15 protein-coding genes are annotated in these 15,911 nt (G+C 38.8%); 14 read left to right on the top strand and 1 reads right to left on the bottom strand.

Annotated elements, in window-relative coordinates; translation table 11 throughout:
* Positions 1-100 precede the first annotated feature (100 nt).
* The 7 genes from AO843_RS03715 (at position 101) to AO843_RS03745 (ending at position 7,531) form a co-directional block, all read left to right on the top strand.
* Positions 101-1,129 carry a YpbB family protein gene (locus AO843_RS03715; RefSeq protein ID WP_054609813.1) on the top strand — a complete coding sequence of 343 codons (1,029 nt, stop codon included), beginning with the start codon at positions 101-103 and terminating at the stop codon, positions 1,127-1,129.
* Positions 1,130-2,572 (top strand): RecQ family ATP-dependent DNA helicase, encoded by a 1,443-nt coding sequence (locus AO843_RS03720; RefSeq protein ID WP_054609814.1) that lies wholly within the window; start codon positions 1,130-1,132, stop codon positions 2,570-2,572. It begins immediately after the preceding gene.
* Positions 2,573-2,658: 86 nt separating this feature from the next.
* Complete coding sequence (locus AO843_RS03725) at positions 2,659-3,387, top strand: LysM peptidoglycan-binding domain-containing protein (RefSeq protein WP_054609815.1); 729 nt, start codon at positions 2,659-2,661, stop codon at positions 3,385-3,387.
* 145 nt (positions 3,388-3,532) lie between these two features.
* Positions 3,533-4,288, top strand: a complete 756-nt coding sequence (locus tag AO843_RS03730) for a metallophosphoesterase (protein ID WP_054609816.1) — start codon at positions 3,533-3,535, stop codon at positions 4,286-4,288.
* A gap of 113 nt (positions 4,289-4,401) precedes the next feature.
* Entirely contained in the window at positions 4,402-5,367 is a 966-nt protein-coding gene (locus tag AO843_RS03735) for a YpdA family putative bacillithiol disulfide reductase (protein ID WP_054609875.1), read from the top strand.
* Positions 5,368-5,424: 57 nt separating this feature from the next.
* The gene (locus AO843_RS03740; RefSeq protein ID WP_054609817.1) at positions 5,425-5,985 is read left to right on the top strand and encodes a glycerol-3-phosphate acyltransferase; all 561 of its coding nucleotides are present in this window, start codon (positions 5,425-5,427) and stop codon (positions 5,983-5,985) included.
* A gap of 4 nt (positions 5,986-5,989) precedes the next feature.
* A complete protein-coding gene (locus tag AO843_RS03745) occupies positions 5,990-7,531 on the top strand; it encodes an aminotransferase class V-fold PLP-dependent enzyme (RefSeq protein WP_054609818.1) in 1,542 nt (513 codons plus the stop codon).
* 28 nt (positions 7,532-7,559) lie between these two features.
* On the opposite strand, the gene AO843_RS03750 is transcribed toward AO843_RS03745, so the two are convergent.
* Complete coding sequence (locus AO843_RS03750) at positions 7,560-8,528, bottom strand: asparaginase (protein WP_054609819.1); 969 nt, start codon at positions 8,526-8,528, stop codon at positions 7,560-7,562.
* Positions 8,529-8,612: 84 nt separating this feature from the next.
* Between AO843_RS03750 and prsW the strand changes: the two genes are divergently transcribed.
* From prsW to der, 7 genes are all read left to right on the top strand, one after another.
* On the top strand, positions 8,613-9,287 hold the full coding sequence (prsW, locus tag AO843_RS03755; protein ID WP_054609820.1) for a glutamic-type intramembrane protease PrsW: 675 nt from the start codon (positions 8,613-8,615) through the stop codon (positions 9,285-9,287).
* 96 nt (positions 9,288-9,383) lie between these two features.
* A complete protein-coding gene (sleB, locus tag AO843_RS03760; RefSeq protein WP_054609821.1) occupies positions 9,384-10,226 on the top strand; it encodes a spore cortex-lytic enzyme in 843 nt (280 codons plus the stop codon).
* 15 nt (positions 10,227-10,241) lie between these two features.
* The gene (locus tag AO843_RS03765) at positions 10,242-11,525 is read left to right on the top strand and encodes a PepSY1/2 domain-containing protein (RefSeq protein WP_054609822.1); all 1,284 of its coding nucleotides are present in this window, start codon (positions 10,242-10,244) and stop codon (positions 11,523-11,525) included.
* A gap of 86 nt (positions 11,526-11,611) precedes the next feature.
* Entirely contained in the window at positions 11,612-12,271 is a 660-nt protein-coding gene (locus AO843_RS03770) for a flagellar brake protein (RefSeq protein ID WP_054609823.1), read from the top strand.
* Positions 12,272-12,368: 97 nt separating this feature from the next.
* Positions 12,369-13,043: a (d)CMP kinase gene (cmk, locus tag AO843_RS03775; RefSeq protein ID WP_054609824.1), complete on the top strand. Its 675-nt coding sequence runs from the start codon at positions 12,369-12,371 to the stop codon at positions 13,041-13,043.
* Positions 13,044-13,145: 102 nt separating this feature from the next.
* A complete protein-coding gene (rpsA, locus tag AO843_RS03780) occupies positions 13,146-14,282 on the top strand; it encodes a 30S ribosomal protein S1 (protein WP_054609825.1) in 1,137 nt (378 codons plus the stop codon).
* 269 nt (positions 14,283-14,551) lie between these two features.
* Entirely contained in the window at positions 14,552-15,862 is a 1,311-nt protein-coding gene (gene der, locus AO843_RS03785) for a ribosome biogenesis GTPase Der (RefSeq protein WP_054609826.1), read from the top strand.
* Positions 15,863-15,911: the final 49 nt, after the last annotated feature.

A 15,911-nucleotide genomic window follows, 5' to 3' on the forward strand; every position in this document is an offset into this window, starting at 1 on the left:
CTCTCCTTTAACGATGTTCCTACAAAGCTTCATACTCATTTTAAAGATGTTTATCTTACATTTCAACTTAAATACTATTAAATTGGAGGAATTTGCGTCAATGTTTCATCAAATTTTATTGCAAATCTTTCAAAAACTCAATACGGAACGGACAATTTCTGCTGCCTATCATGTTCTGAAAGGAAAGCGTTCAGGACAAACCATTCAAGATATTGGCCTTTTTCAGTTGCATCAATATTTTGGCTTATTGCCTAAATTACCTCGAACAACTTTTGACGAGGCTGTTAAGTTATTTATGCAAAATAGTTGGCTAAAAGTGCAGGAATCCGGTCATTTTCACATGGAAAAGCTAGGGTTGCAGTGTGCACAACAAACCCCGACGTTTTTCTTTGATGGCTGGCATTATCGAGGAAATGAGCATGTGTTTTTTGCACGTCTTTCTTTAATTGTGCAAAGTTTGTCACATCAAACGGCTGCCGTTCGTTCTTTTTCACCTATTAGTAGAGATCCTTCGATTCAAGCGTGGGTGCGGTCTTTTTTGCAGGATCATCATTACCTTCAAGGTCATTTACAACAACAATTATTGGCAGAATGCGCAAGCGTGCTAAAGAATCTTCCTGTTTCAGCTGGCAGTAAGCAGCTTGTCCTTTACCGCTTAAGTGGATATCGGTTACCTGGCTGGACATGGCAACAGCTTGCTGATGAACGGAAGGAATCTGTGCTGGATAGTCAATTAGCCTTTATAGAATCACTACATATATTATTAAATGAAGTGCAACAAAAAAACGATTACCCATTACTTAAACAAATGGCACAAGGGCTAAGAGTGAAAATATTGTTAACCGATTCTGCACAGCAAACAGCACAATTGTATGAAAAAGGATATTCCATTGAACAAATAGGGCAAATTAGAAAACTTAAGCAAAGTACCATTGAGGATCATTTTGTGGAATTGGCGATGTATGAACCGAACTTTTCTATTGGCCCATTCGTCTCATATGAAGAAGCAGAAAAAGTCTGGCAGGCATCGAAGCATTATCAAACGAAAAAGTTGAAAATCTTACATGAGGCTTTAAAAGATATGAGTTATTTTCAATTAAGGCTTGTCCTTGCGAAAGGAGAAGTATAAATGGAACTGGAAGAACTATTGTACAAACATTTTGGTTACTCATCATTTCGACCAGGACAACGAGAAGTCATTGAAGCTATACTACAAGAGAAAGATGTTATGGCCTTATTGCCAACAGGAATGGGGAAATCACTTTGCTATCAGCTCCCAGCTTACATTTTACAAAAGCCTGTGCTGATTGTTTCTCCCTTGCTTTCTTTAATGCAAGATCAAGTAGAAGAATTGAAACGTTTTGGGGAAAAGAGGGTTGTCGCTTTAAATTCCTTTTTATCCATCACAGAAAAACGCAATGTGTTACATTATTTAGAGCAATACCGTTTTATTTTTACCTCGCCAGAGATGCTACTACAACAGCAGGTGCAAGAGAAACTAGCGCAAATGAAGTTAGGCTTAATTGTAGTGGACGAGGCGCATTGTATTTCGCAATGGGGCTTTGATTTTCGACCAGATTATTTACGTATAGGTGAGTGGCTATCAAGGCTAAATCGCCCGCCATTGTTAGCACTATCTGCTACTGCAACGAGTAAGGTCAAGCAAGATATTCGGGAAACATTATCGTTACAGGCACCATTTGAATTTATGTATAATGTTGATCGGCCAAATATTCATTTAGGACGTATAGTTCTAGGGGATAAGGCAGATAAAGCAAGTTGGCTTATGCGCTATGTCAAAGAAACTGCTGGCCCAGGTATATTGTATGTTTCCTCTCGCAAACGAGCGCAACAGTATAGTGAGGCGTTTTTACAAGCTGGTATTCGCACTGCAGCGTATCATGCAGGCTATGGTGCTGAGGATCGCCAATTTATTCAGCAGCAGTTTATAGATGGCGAATTGGATTGGATAGTGGCAACGAATGCTTTTGGTATGGGGATCAATAAACAAGATATACGTCAGGTCATTCATGAATCAATGCCTGCTAATATCGCAAATTATATGCAAGAGATTGGTCGAGCAGGTCGAGATGGTGAGTCTGCGCTTGCCATTTTACTCTATAGTGATGGTGATGAAGAACTGGCGAAGTTTGTTGTCACAGGTGATCTTCCGACGCCACAGCATGTTGATCGCTATCAAGAGCTACTTTCCCAGCAGGTACTACCAGCACAGATGTTGAAAAATGGGGAATTGGGTGAGACGGCATTTCGTGTGTTGGACTATTGGATGCAACAAGAAACTACGGAGCAAGTAAGGGCTCGGCTAAATCATTTAGCCCTAGAAAAATACCGTGCAGTCGATGAAATGTTAAAGATTATACAGACAAAAGACTGTATTCGTGAACATCTTGTCGGGTATTTTGGGCAAAAATTGCAGAAAAAACCGGAAAACTGTTGTGAAAATTGTGGAATCCATTATGATGAAATCAAGAAAGTACGCTTAAACGAAGAGAAAAAAATAGAAATGGTTTTGTGGGAAAGTCGATTACAGCAACTTTTATTGGGTAATTAGACTAAAACTGACGGTCATTTACTTTTTTCGTAAAATTCGTCATAATAGAATGAAAGAAAGCGTAGTAAGGTTTGGGGGAAAGACGAATGAGTAAAGAAGATTATCGCGATAAAATAGAAGAGCATCGTCAATCATTTGAAGATGAGCAAAACGAACAGCAAACCTTGTCGAGAGTTTCCAGAATGAATAAAGATGGGAATAAAAATAAAAAGCCAAAAAATACAAAACGGAAAACACCGTTAATGACGATACTTTTTGTTATTTTTATCCTTATTCCATTAACTGTTCTTGTTTATTTTTGGAAGTTTTACGAACCTGGGAAAACAATAGAGCAAGCTGAGAAGGATTCAGCTGAACAGGTCGTCGAAATAGATCCTTCAGAGGCATCACCGTCTGATAAAGACAAAAATAAAGACAAAGGCGATCAAGCGGATCAGAAATCAGATGATTCATCTCAAAAAGATGCTGAAAAAGTAGCGGCTGATCAAAAAGCTGCTGAAGAAACGAAAAAAGCACAAGAGGCTAAAAAGGCAGAAGACGCAAGAAAGGCAGAAGAAGCACGCAAAGCCGAGGAAGCAAGAATAGCTCAACAACAAGCTGAGGCTGCAAAAAAAGCAGAAGAGGCTAGAAAAGCTGAAGAAGCAAAACTAAATGCTAAAGCAAGTACACATACTGTCCAAGCAAATGAGAACTTATTCCGAATTGCATTAAATCATTATGGAGATGGCAGTGAAGCGACTTTAGCTAAAATTCGTGCTGCCAATGGCATGTCTTCAAACACCGTTATGGTCGGGCAAGTAATTAAACTTCCTTAATAAGAACCATTTAATGGTCATATAGTTTAACTAGTATAAAATAAAGGACAAACGTTCACACCAAAACGTACGTCTGATTTAGTAAAAAGGCGATTCTTCATAAGAAACGAATCGTCTTTTTGCTGTCGTAAGGAGAAGTGAGGAAATGCTATATATAGGGCTATTGCTTTTCGTAGTGGTCGCCTTTCTGCTTTATATGTGGAAGGTGGCGCATGAGAACAATGTTTTACATCACCAGCTACTATTACAAGGAGCACCAGAAAAGATACGATTATTTTTTATTTCAGATGTTCATTTGCGTAAAGTTAATAAAAAAATGATGGCACAGTTAACAGGTCGCTTTGATGCTGTCATAATTGGTGGCGATTTAGCAGATAGCCGCACACCAATTCCCCGTATTCATGAAAATTTACAATTACTAACCTCGATTGGCCCCACTTATTTTGTGTGGGGAAATAATGACAGAGAAGTGGGAGAAGAGAGGCTGAAGAGCATTTTACAACAGCATCATATTCAAATCATTGTTAATGACGCAATACTACTACCTACGAAAAATCGCTTCTGGCTTAGTGCAATCGAGGATACAACAATCAAAGAATATAGCATCGAAAAAGCCTTTGCCAAAGTAGGAGAACATGATCTTGTTGTTTTTATTGCACATAATCCTGGTGTTTTTTCGAAAGTTCGTGCAAAGTACCGTGCCGATTTAATGATGGGTGGTCACTTACATGGAGGGCAGATTCGGTTTGGCCAATATGGTGTCCATCCCAATGGTTCTTATCGAGCGCGCGATGGTGTCATGACTTTAGTGAGTAATGGTTATGGTACTACATTATTGCCTATGCGACTTGGTGCAAAACCACAATGTCATATTATCGACATTGATATTTCAAGTAAATAAACAACCAAAACTTGCTAGAAGGCGTATAATAAAAAGATATCGTCTATTCTATGAATACACGAAAGCAAGGAACAGCAAATAACGCTGTCCAAATTCGATTGGAGTGTCAAGAAATGCAGCAAGCAGATGCCATTATTGTTGGAGGAGGCCCATGTGGTTTAGCAGCAGCAATAGCTTTGCAAAATATTGGATTAAAGCCCATAGTGATTGAAAAGGGAAATATCGTAAATGCCATTTATCATTATCCAACACATCAAACTTTTTTTAGTACGAGTGAACGATTAGGGATTGGTGATGTGCCATTTATTATTGAAGGACGTAAACCTAAGCGAAATCAAGCCCTTGTATATTATCGAGAAGTTGTACGATTAAAAAATATTCAAGTGAACCGCTTCGAAAAAGTGCAAAGTGTCGTGAAACATAATCATATGTTTACAGTTACATCAGATAAGGATTGTTATGAAACGCCTAATGTCATCATTGCAACAGGTTATTATGATCATCCTAATTTCCTAAATATCACAGGTGAACAATTACCGAAAGTTTTCCATTACTTTAAAGAAGGACATGAATTTTTTGATACAGATGTTCTTGTTATTGGAGGCAAAAATTCGGCTGTGGATGCAGCGTTAGAATTAAATAAAGCGGGTGCTCGCGTAACAGTTGCCTATCGAGGAAGTGAATACTCTTCAAGTATTAAGCCATGGGTATTACCTGAATTTGAGGGGGTAGTCAAAACGGGAGAAGTCGATATGCATTTTAATACAAATGTGTTAGAAATACGTGAGCATGAAGTAGTCTTAGAAATAGATGGCCAGGAAAAGGTCATGAAAAATGATTTTGTTTTTGCTATGACTGGCTACCATCCTGATCATTCCTTTATCAAAGCCATGGGTGTTGACATTGATGAGGAAACGGGTCGCCCTTATTTTACACCCGAAACGATGGAAACAAATGTGGAAGGCTTGTTCATTGCAGGTGTGATTGCAGCAGGGAATAATGCCAACGAAATTTTTATTGAAAACGGGCGTTTCCATGGGGAATGTATCGCTCAAACTATTGCTCAAAGAAAAGAATAGTGGTGAGGCTGTATAGGCATGTTGCTTATACAGCCTTTTTAGCAAGGAGGAATATTATTGATTGGTTTGTACTGGCTCTTCAGTTATATAATAGGAAACTTCATGACAGCATTTTTCGTTGGAAAGATATACGGTGTCAACTTGCAGGAAGAGCGTAGTAAAAATTTAGGCGCGCGTAATGCAGGAAGTGTTCTTGGTAAAGCAGCCTTTCTTGGGACATTTCTAGGAGATGCCATGAAAGGTGTGCTAGTGGTCGGCTTAGGGCGTTTGTGGCATCTTGAAGAATGGGTCATTGTTAGTGGAGCAGCCTGGGTGATTGCAGGTCATTTATTTCCTGTATGGCTGAAATTTAAGGGTGGAAAAGGTGTCGCCACTTTTATTGGGGTTGGTCTCGCTCTCTCACCATGCTTGTTCTTATGGATGATTGTTGGAACAGCGGCCGCGCTTGTTTTGACAAGGAGCTTAACATTAGGCATGGTCGGTGGTTTTATTGTTTATGTGGGCGCCATCATACAAGCGGGAGAATTAGAGCTCTATGCTTTTCTGATCATTGCAATCATGTGTATGCTCATGAGGCATATGTCTAATATTAGGGAGTCATGGAAAAGAGGGAAGTGAAGAGATGTATTGGTGTAAAATAGCTCAAACAAATGAAGAGTATGAGGCGATTGCGCGATTAAATTATGAGACATTTGTGGAAGAAATTCCACAGCACGAGCCAAGTATGACAAGAAAAAAAGTTGACAGATTCCATCAGGAAAATACATATATAGTTGTGTATAAGGAAACAGAACTAATAGGAATGGTGGCTTTTAGAGATCAACGGCCGTTTTCTATTGACGAAAAAATTGGTAAGGTAGAGCAATTTTTACCGAAGGAATGGTGTGGCAAGGTTTGCGAAATACGTTTACTTGCTGTGAAAAAAAATTATCGGGCGGGGCGAGTCCTGTTGAAGCTCACACAAGCATTAAATACATTTGCCTATGAAAAAGGCTATACGGCTGCAGTCATTTCAGGGACAACGCGTGAAGAAAAGCTATATAAGCAAATGGGTTTTCAACAGTTTGCACCAGCTGTAGGAACAGAGAATGCTCAATTTTTACCGATGGTTCTAACTAGGCATGAATTTGAACAGTCCTTACAACGAAGGCTCTCAAAGGATGACTATACTTTTTATCCAGGTCCTGTAAAGCAATTGGAGATAATGGGCTATACCAATTTATCCCATCGCTCGTTAAGTTTTAAGGCACTCTATGAACGCGTACATCAAAAGCTGTTACATTTATCAAATGCCAATCATATGGGGGTAATCGTTGGTACAGGAACATTGGCCAATGAAGTGATGCTTGCTCAACTAAAGGCACAGCAATTAGGAAAAGGCCTTATTCTTACGAATGGTGAATTTGGTGAACGGTTACGAAAACAAGCGGTCCGTTGGTCATTAGATTTTGATGTAGTGGAACAAGAATGGGGAACTATGTTTGATTGTAAGGAATTGGAGTTGTTGCTAGGAACAGGGGCTTATCAGTGGATGTTGGCAGTGCATGGGGAAACCTCCACAGGGACTTGTAATGACTTAGAAGACCTTAGCCAATTGGCAAAGTGTTATGATGTGAAGCTATGTGTAGATAGTATCAGTACGTTCGGTGCAATGCCATTTTCATTACAGGACTGTTATTTGGCTACCGCAGTAAGTGGTAAAGCAATTGGGGCAATGAGTGGGCTAGCATTTGTATTTTCACAATATTTGGCACCATCAACGACTTCATTACCTGCTTACTTGGACTTAGCGAATTATCAAGAAGGTGCGATTCCATTTACGCTTCCTGCCGTGTTACTTGGTAATTTGGATGTGTCCCTACAGGCTTATCCTGTACGCTATGAGCAGCTACAGCAACGTTTTGAGGCATTACTGCAGCTACCATGTATGCACTATCAATTACCAACAACTCAGTATCCAATGCTTCTAACCATTAAACTGCCGAGAAAGCTATCAAACCTACACATCGATTTAGCGTTAAATGGACTATTGGTGCATGGTGATAGCCAATATTTACGACAAAGGGGATTCCTTCAATTTGCTGTCATTCAGCCAGATTTCGAAGATGCCCTTATTCGGCTCAAAGAAATGTTGCGCTATTATGAACAAGTGATCAAGGCATAAGCAAGTGCTGAATATGAATACATTGACTTTATAGGAAAAAGTCTTTTAGGTTTAAAGGCTTTCCAGTTGTATTAAGTCCAATTAATAATTTTAATCGCGCCTTTTGTCCATTTATACCTGTGGCAAATATTGCGCCTAAGTCTTCCAGCATTTTACCACCACCCATATAACCATAGACACCTTCCGCAATACCATTGAAGCAGCGGGAAACGAGGACTACAGGTATATTTCGTTGGATGAGGCTTTCAATGCCCTTTACAACAGAAGGCGGGACATTTCCTTGTCCTAATCCTTCAAGTACGACACCTTCATATTTACATGCGAGCACGACGTCAAGTAGATCCTCTTCCATACCAGCATAAACTTTTAGCATGGCTACGCGTTTAGATAAGTGATTGACTTCTACATATTGTCGACGAATTGGCGCATGATGAAACAAAATGCGTGATTTTGTAATAAGCCCAATTGGTCCATATTGTGGGGATTGAAAGGTATTGACAGAGCTTGTGCTCGTTTTCGTTGTATTGACGGCAAGGTGAACCTCATCATTCATAACCACGAGTACACCTTTGTCGCGCGCTTCTTCATCGACTGCTACTCGAACTGCTTCTACTAAATTATAAATGCCATCTGCGCCAAGCTCGTTTGACGAGCGCATGGCACCTGTCAGCACAATTGGGATAGCTAAATTTGTTGTCAATTCCAAGAAATACGCAGTTTCTTCTAAAGTATCTGTACCGTGTGTTATGACAACACCATCAATTTGCTGGGCTGTAGTTTGTTCCACAATCAAGTTGCGTAATTGCAGCATCTCTTTTGGCGTGATATGTGGAGAAGGTAGGTTAAAAGCTTCTATTTCAATAATGGTTGCTAATGAATCAAGTTTATTACTTTCCTGCATGAGAGGATTTTCTTTATTGGGCATAACCGCTCCTTCAGCACTCATAGCCATGGAGATTGTGCCACCAGTATGAATTAATAAAATTGTTTTTTTCATAAAAAATAAAATCTCCTTTTAAAAAGTTTTTTTGTCATTACATGGTATAATAATAGCAGTCTATTGTTGAAAGGAGCCGGCATCATGATCATTTTATTATCTGCTGCCATTGCTCCCGGTCTAGCGCTTTTTAGTTATTTCTATTTGCGCAATCAAATGGCTACGGAGCCAAGAAGAACTTTACTACAAACATTTTTATACGGTGCATTTTTAACGTTCCCGATTCTGTTTTTACAATACGTATTAACAGAGGAAGGGGTTTTTCGATATTTTTACCTTCAAGACGTTCTTTTCTCTAGTGTCATTGAAGAGTTTTTTAAATGGTTTGTGCTATTAATTGCCATCTACAATCATGTTGAATTTGATGATCCATATGATGGTATATTGTATGGGGCCAGTATATCACTTGGTTTTGCTACGATTGAGAATGTACTTTATCTATTGTCCTTTGGCTTGGACACGGCATTTATGCGCGCCTTGTTACCTGTATCGAGTCATGCATTATTTGGTGTAGTAATGGGTTACTATTATGGACGTGCTAAGTTTTCAAAGCTTGTAAAGACGAAAGAAATGATTGCTATGGCGCTTTGTGCACCAGTAGTACTTCACATTCTATACAATACAATATTATCATTTAAAGGTCACTGGATTTATTTAATGATTCCTTTTATGCTGTTTTTATGGTGGTTTGGCTTACGAAAAGTGAAACTAGCGCATTATCATCTGGTGCAACATTTGCATATGCATAAAAAAATATAAAGCGTAGAAATCGTCAAGATTTCTACGCTTTATTCTTTTTTTACATGTATAAATTGCACCTTTTGTTTCAAGCTATAAAAAAAAGGAGTGATAAAAGTGCGTTTAGTAAGCATACTTTTTGCTTTGATATTAGGAATTAGTATAATTGCGATTCCTCAGAATGAAGTGATTGCGTTTAGTGACCAGCAAATTACTCGTGGTGCCTATGGAGATGATGTTATTGAATTGCAAGCGAGGTTACAATACTTAGGTTTTTATAAGAGTAAAATTGATGGCAAATTTGGCTATAACACATACTGGGCATTACGTAATTTCCAAGAGAAATATGGTTTACCAGTAGATGGGGTTGCAGGAACGAAGACCAAAAAAACGATAGCTGGCTATTCGGATTACGATGAAAAATGGGTGAAAGCGCAATTAAATGCAGGTAACCAATTTACCTATTATGGTAGCATACCACTCGATCAGCAAGTGAATAAAGGTACTGCTACTGGTGGTTCTGGTAGTGGTAGTGGTAGTGGCGGAGGAAGTAGTAGTGGTACTAGTAATAACAATGGAACACAGACACAAGTTCCTCCTAAATATACAGAACGCGATTTACAATTAATAGCAAATGCTGTATATGGAGAAGCTAGGGGAGAGCCTTATGAGGGACAAGTAGCGGTAGCGGCAGTTATTTTAAATCGTTTAGAAAGCCCTGATTTCCCAAACACTATTTCCGGTATTATATTCCAACCTTTGGCGTTTACGGCAGTAGCAGATGGACAAATTTGGTTAGAGCCAAATGACAGAGCAAAAGAAGCGGTTATTGATGCAATGAACGGCTGGGATCCATCTGAAAATGCGTTATATTATTTCAATCCGAAAACAGCAACAAGTAAATGGATTTGGTCACGTCCACAAATTAAACAAATTGGAGAGCATATTTTCTGTTCATAGAAAGGAGGAACCTAGATGAAAACTTGGCTCGTGGTCTTAACAATAGCTGTTATCGGTTTAGGAGCATATAGTATAGATTTACATGGTGATAAAGAAGATTTACAACGTACCGTACTAGCGCAGTATACAGATAAGTTAACAGATGCATCGGAAAAATTATCTCATCTTCAGCGATCAGTATCGCAATCCCTATTGTTTCAAGATGAGCAGGCAATTCACAGTGAGTTAGATTCAGTTTGGCGTTTAAGCTCAGAAGTTCGTTCTTCGATTGCTAATATTCCGATAGGGCAAGAACTATCAAATGAATGGATGAATTATTTAGGACGACTTGGCGATGAAGCGAAAAGAACAGCAAAAACAGGTGATTATAATGCTTGGCGTGAGAAAATGCCACAGGTCTCAACCAATTTGCAATCCCTTTCTGATGAATGGAGTGCTGCAACCGTCGATTTTTATAAACATAATGGAAAAATGGATGTTTGGCTGCAACAAGTTGATAATAAAAATCCAAACACTAACTTTGATAAAGTGAAGGACACGTTAAAAGGTTATGGAGAAAAAGATTTCCCATTGACATTATCTGAGTCAGATTGGCAGAAAAAAATTGAATTAAAAGCTTTACAGGATGCTGAAATTACGGAAAAAGAAGCGTTGGAAAAAGTGAAATATTTATTCCCTGTTATCAAAGGGGCGACGTTTACTGTAACAAAAAGTAGTGATACTGCACCTTATCCTTTCTATCACATTCAATTCCATCAAGGAATTCGTTTAGGGTATGTGGATTTGACGGTAAAGGGAGGGCATTTATTGTCCTATTTAGTAGAACGTCCTGTCGATGAAGCTAAACAGTCACAAGAGGAAATCCTCAAAAAAGCCAAAGAATATGCCAAGAAATTAGGTATGGAAGATGTAGCCTATGTGGAATCGCGTGAAAATCATCAAGCTTGGCATGTAACTTTTGCCCGTGTACATCCAGGAGATAACGCATTAATTTATGCTGACGGTGTGCAACTTAAATTAGCTAAAGATACAGGTGAGTTGTTGGGTGCGAATGCGATGGAATACATTCAAGAAGAAACGATTAAGCCTCAAACAGCGAAACCAATTGATTGGAAAACGTTCTTCCAGGATGATATTCAAGTACAAGAAGTGAAAAATATTTATACAGATAATGGGCAATTTGAACAACGTCTTTGCTATGAGGTAATTGCATTACGTGATGGTAAAATACAGGAAACATTTAGAGTTGTCATTGATGCAGAAAATCACAATGTTTTAAAAGTGGAATATTTAACTTAATAATAAGAAAATACTACCAATTTTTATAGCCAAAATAAACATCTCATGAGATAATTAAGCCATATTTTTCGTACGGGGAGATGCTCATGGAAATAAAAATTGGTACGCAATTACAACTTGAACCTACTTATACAGAGCGTGTGGAGAGATTCCGTTGTAAGGTTGTAGAGCAACAAGATAATATTCTTTACATTGATTATCCGATTAATATGGCAACGAAGAAAACAGCATTTTTGATAGACGGCTCTGAATTTAGAGCAACCTTTCGTACTGAGGACAAACAATCATTTGCATTTAATACTGAGGTAGTAGGTCGTAATGCTGGCCATATACCGATGATTATGTTGCACTGTCCAAAGCCTGAGGAATTTATCAAAATTCAACGACGAGAATATGTCCGTGTTGAAACACCAGTTGATGTGGCCGTTCAATTCAAGGATCACAAATATCAACTAGTATCCGTGGACATTAGTGCAGGAGGTTTGGCCCTCATTTTGAAAGGAGAAGTGGCTTTCAATGATGGGGATGAGGTGAAATTAACAGTTGCCTTACCATTTGCCAATGGTGATGTGAAATACGTTATTACAGAAGCAACTGTTGTGCGCATTTTTGAAAAAGAGGATAAACGAATTGCAACAATCCAGCTAGCGGATACAGATGATGTAGACCAACAGCATATCGTTCGTTTTTGCTTTGAGCGTCAACTAGGCAATCGTCGTAAAGAATTAAATCCCTTTAATGTTTAACAATTCTGTATAGTAATGATTAAAAAGCCCTCTCCTAGCAGAGGGCTTTTTATGGTTTATATGGTACAATATGAGGTGATAGAAAGTAGGGAAGAATATGAAGAAAAACATTCAAATTGCTATAGACGGGCCTGCTGGTGCTGGTAAAAGTACGATTGCAAAAATTGTAGCTGAGGCACTTGGTTTTACTTACATCGATACAGGTGCAATGTATCGAGCAGTTACGTATAAAGCGATGCAACAAAACATACATTTAGATGATGAAGCGAAATTAGCTGAAATGCTAGCAGCTAGTACCATTGAATTAAAGCCATCTTCACAGGGACAGCTTGTCTTTTTGGACGCGCAAAATGTAACAGAAGAAATTCGTTCAAATGAAGTGACTTCATCTGTTTCTCAAGTAGCAGCCCATGCAAGAGTTCGTGAGTTATTAGTGGCTCAACAACAAAATCTTGCGGCAAATGGTGGCGTGGTCATGGATGGCCGGGATATTGCTACACATGTATTAAAAAATGCAGAGCTAAAGATTTTTATGTCTGCAACGGTAGAGGAACGTGCAAGAAGACGATTCATAGATAATCAAAAAAGAGGAATTGACTCTTCGCTTGAAAAACTTCAAGAAGAAATTGCATTACGTGATAAAAAAGACAGTGAGCGTGAAGCATCACCACTTATCCAAGCAGAAGACGCCGTATTTTTAGATACAACAGCATTGTCTATTGATGATGCAGCACAAGCTATTTTAAAATTAGCAGAAGAAAAAATGTTATAAATCCTAAAATTTCAGACATTTTTAGAATTTAAAGGATTTATTTTTGTCTTTGTCTTCAATATCGAATAAAATAGTAAGGGAAGATGCGAAGGAGGGTTACATATGTCTGAAGAAATGAACTATGCAGAACAAACGTTTAACGAGGGTGATATCGTCAAAGGTATTGCAGAGCAAGTTGATGAAAAAGCAGTTTCCGTGTCAATTCCAGGTGCACCGTTTGATGGTATTGTCCCAATCAGCGAATTATCAAGCTTACACATTGAGAAAGCCTCTGATGTCATCGCTGTTGGGGATGAGTTAGAGTTGATGATTACAAAAGTTGAAGAAGGAAACTATGTCCTGTCAAAACGTAAAGTGGATGCTTTAAAAGCATGGGATACACTTGAGCAACAGTTTGTCGCTGGAGAAATTTTCGAAGCGGAAGTGAAGGATATTGTTAAAGGTGGTCTTGTCGTAGATTTAGGTGTACGTGGCTTTGTACCAGCATCACTTGTAGAAGACTACTTTGTCGATGATTTTGAAGGGTATAAAGGCAAATCATTAAGCTTCAAAATTGTTGAGCTTGATAAAGAAAAGAATCGCCTTATTTTATCTCATCGCGCTGTGGTTGAATCAGAAAAAGCTTCACAAAAGAAAAACGTCATTAATCAAATTAAGGCTGGCAATGTGTTAGATGGTAAAGTACAGCGTTTAGCGTCATTTGGGGCATTCATTGACCTTGGTGGTATCGATGGGCTTGTCCACATTTCACAAGTGTCTCATGAGCACGTGAGCGATGTGAGTGAGGTTTTAACAGAGGGACAAGATGTAAAAGTAAAAGTTCTATCTGTAGATCCAGAAAATGAACGCATTTCATTATCTATCAAGGAAACGATCCCGGGACCTTGGTCAAATATTGAAGAACGTGCGGCTAAGGGAACTATTTTAGATGGTAAAGTGAAGCGTCTTACATCATTCGGCGCATTTGTGGAAGTTTTCCCAGGTGTTGAAGGGTTAGTGCATATTTCGCAAATCGCTCACAAACACATTAACACGCCACATGAGGCATTAAAAGAAGGACAAGAAGTACAAGTAAAGGTCCTTGATGTCAATGCTGAAGATGGCCGTTTAGCGCTAAGCATTAAAGAATTACTAGAAAATCCAGAAGCAGAAGAAGTGATCGACTACGAATTACCTGAAGAAAACACAGGTTTCTCATTCGGAGATGTAATTGGCGATAAATTAAAAAACTTTAAATAATAGAGAGAGCGAGGATGCCTGGGTGTATCCTCGTTTTTTTTTTGTTAGAGTGGTGGATAGAACTCATAAAGTGACGGATAAAACGCTCAAATTAAAGCATAGAAATCATGATGTGACGGATAAAACCCTCGAAATAATGGATACCGCTCAAAAATGCTAAATAGAACCCTTAACCATACATAGCGTTCTACATTATGGATATGATATGATATAATGGCATTTTCCGTGTATAATAGCGAAAGACAAGAAGTTGGAAGGATGAAGTACAGATGACGAAACCAGTAGTAGCCATCGTAGGTCGTCCGAACGTAGGTAAGTCGACGATTTTTAACCGTATCGTTGGTGAGCGTGTTTCCATAGTGGAGGATATCCCAGGCGTAACACGTGATCGTATTTATAGTTCGGCAGAGTGGTTAACACATGATTTTAATATTATTGATACAGGTGGGATTGAAATTGGGGACGAGCCGTTTTTAGAGCAAATTCGTCAACAAGCTGAAATCGCCATTGATGAAGCAGACGTTATTATTTTTATGACAAATGGTCGTGAAGGGGTAACGGCAGCCGATGAGCAAGTAGCTAAAATTTTATACAAAACAAAAAAACCAGTCGTATTAGCAGTTAATAAGATCGATAATCCCGATATGCGTGAAATGATTTATGATTTTTATGCACTGGGCTTCGGTGAGCCTTGGCCAATTTCTGGTTCTCACGGTTTAGGTTTAGGGGATTTATTAGACGAATGTGCGAAACATTTCCCGAAAGAAGATGAAGAGCAATACGGCGATGATGTCATTAAGTTCTCATTAATTGGTCGTCCGAATGTTGGGAAATCATCTTTAGTGAATGCTTTCTTAGGCCAAGAACGAGTGATTGTTAGTAATATTGCGGGGACAACGCGTGATGCAATTGATACACCATATGCCTATGAAGATCAAGAGTATGTCATTATTGATACAGCGGGCATGCGTAAAAAAGGGAAAATCTATGAAACAACAGAGAAATACTCTGTTTTGCGTGCTCTACGCGCAATTGAACGTTCAGACGTTGTTTTAGTGGTAATGAATGCAGAAGAAGGTATTCAGGAGCAAGATAAGAAAATTGCTGGGTATGCACATGAAGCTGGAAAAGCTGTGGTGATTGTTGTCAATAAATGGGATGCTATTGAAAAAGACGAAAAAACGATGAATGTTTTTACGCAACAAATTCGTGAGCATTTCCTATTTTTAGACTATGCACCAATTATTTTCGTTTCGGCTAATACGAAACAGCGTGTTCATCAAATTTTACCGATTATCCAACGTGTAAGTGAGAATCATGCGATGCGTATTCAGTCATCTATTTTAAACGAAGTCATTGAGGATTCTGTAGCACGTAATCCTGCGCCAACCGATAAAGGTCGACGTTTACGCATTTACTATGCTACACAGGTTGCTATTAAACCACCAACATTTGTTGTGTTTGTCAATGAACCTGAGCTTATGCACTTCTCCTATGAACGTTTCTTAGAAAATCGTATTCGTGAAACATTTGACTTTGAAGGAACGCCGATTCGTTTGATTACTCGTGCGCGTGCTTAAAGTTATTACCATAGACATACAATACGCCAACCCGACAAAATTGTTGGGT

The organism is Lysinibacillus sp. ZYM-1 (genome assembly GCF_001308875.1).
GTDB lineage: Bacteria > Bacillota > Bacilli > Bacillales_A > Planococcaceae > Lysinibacillus.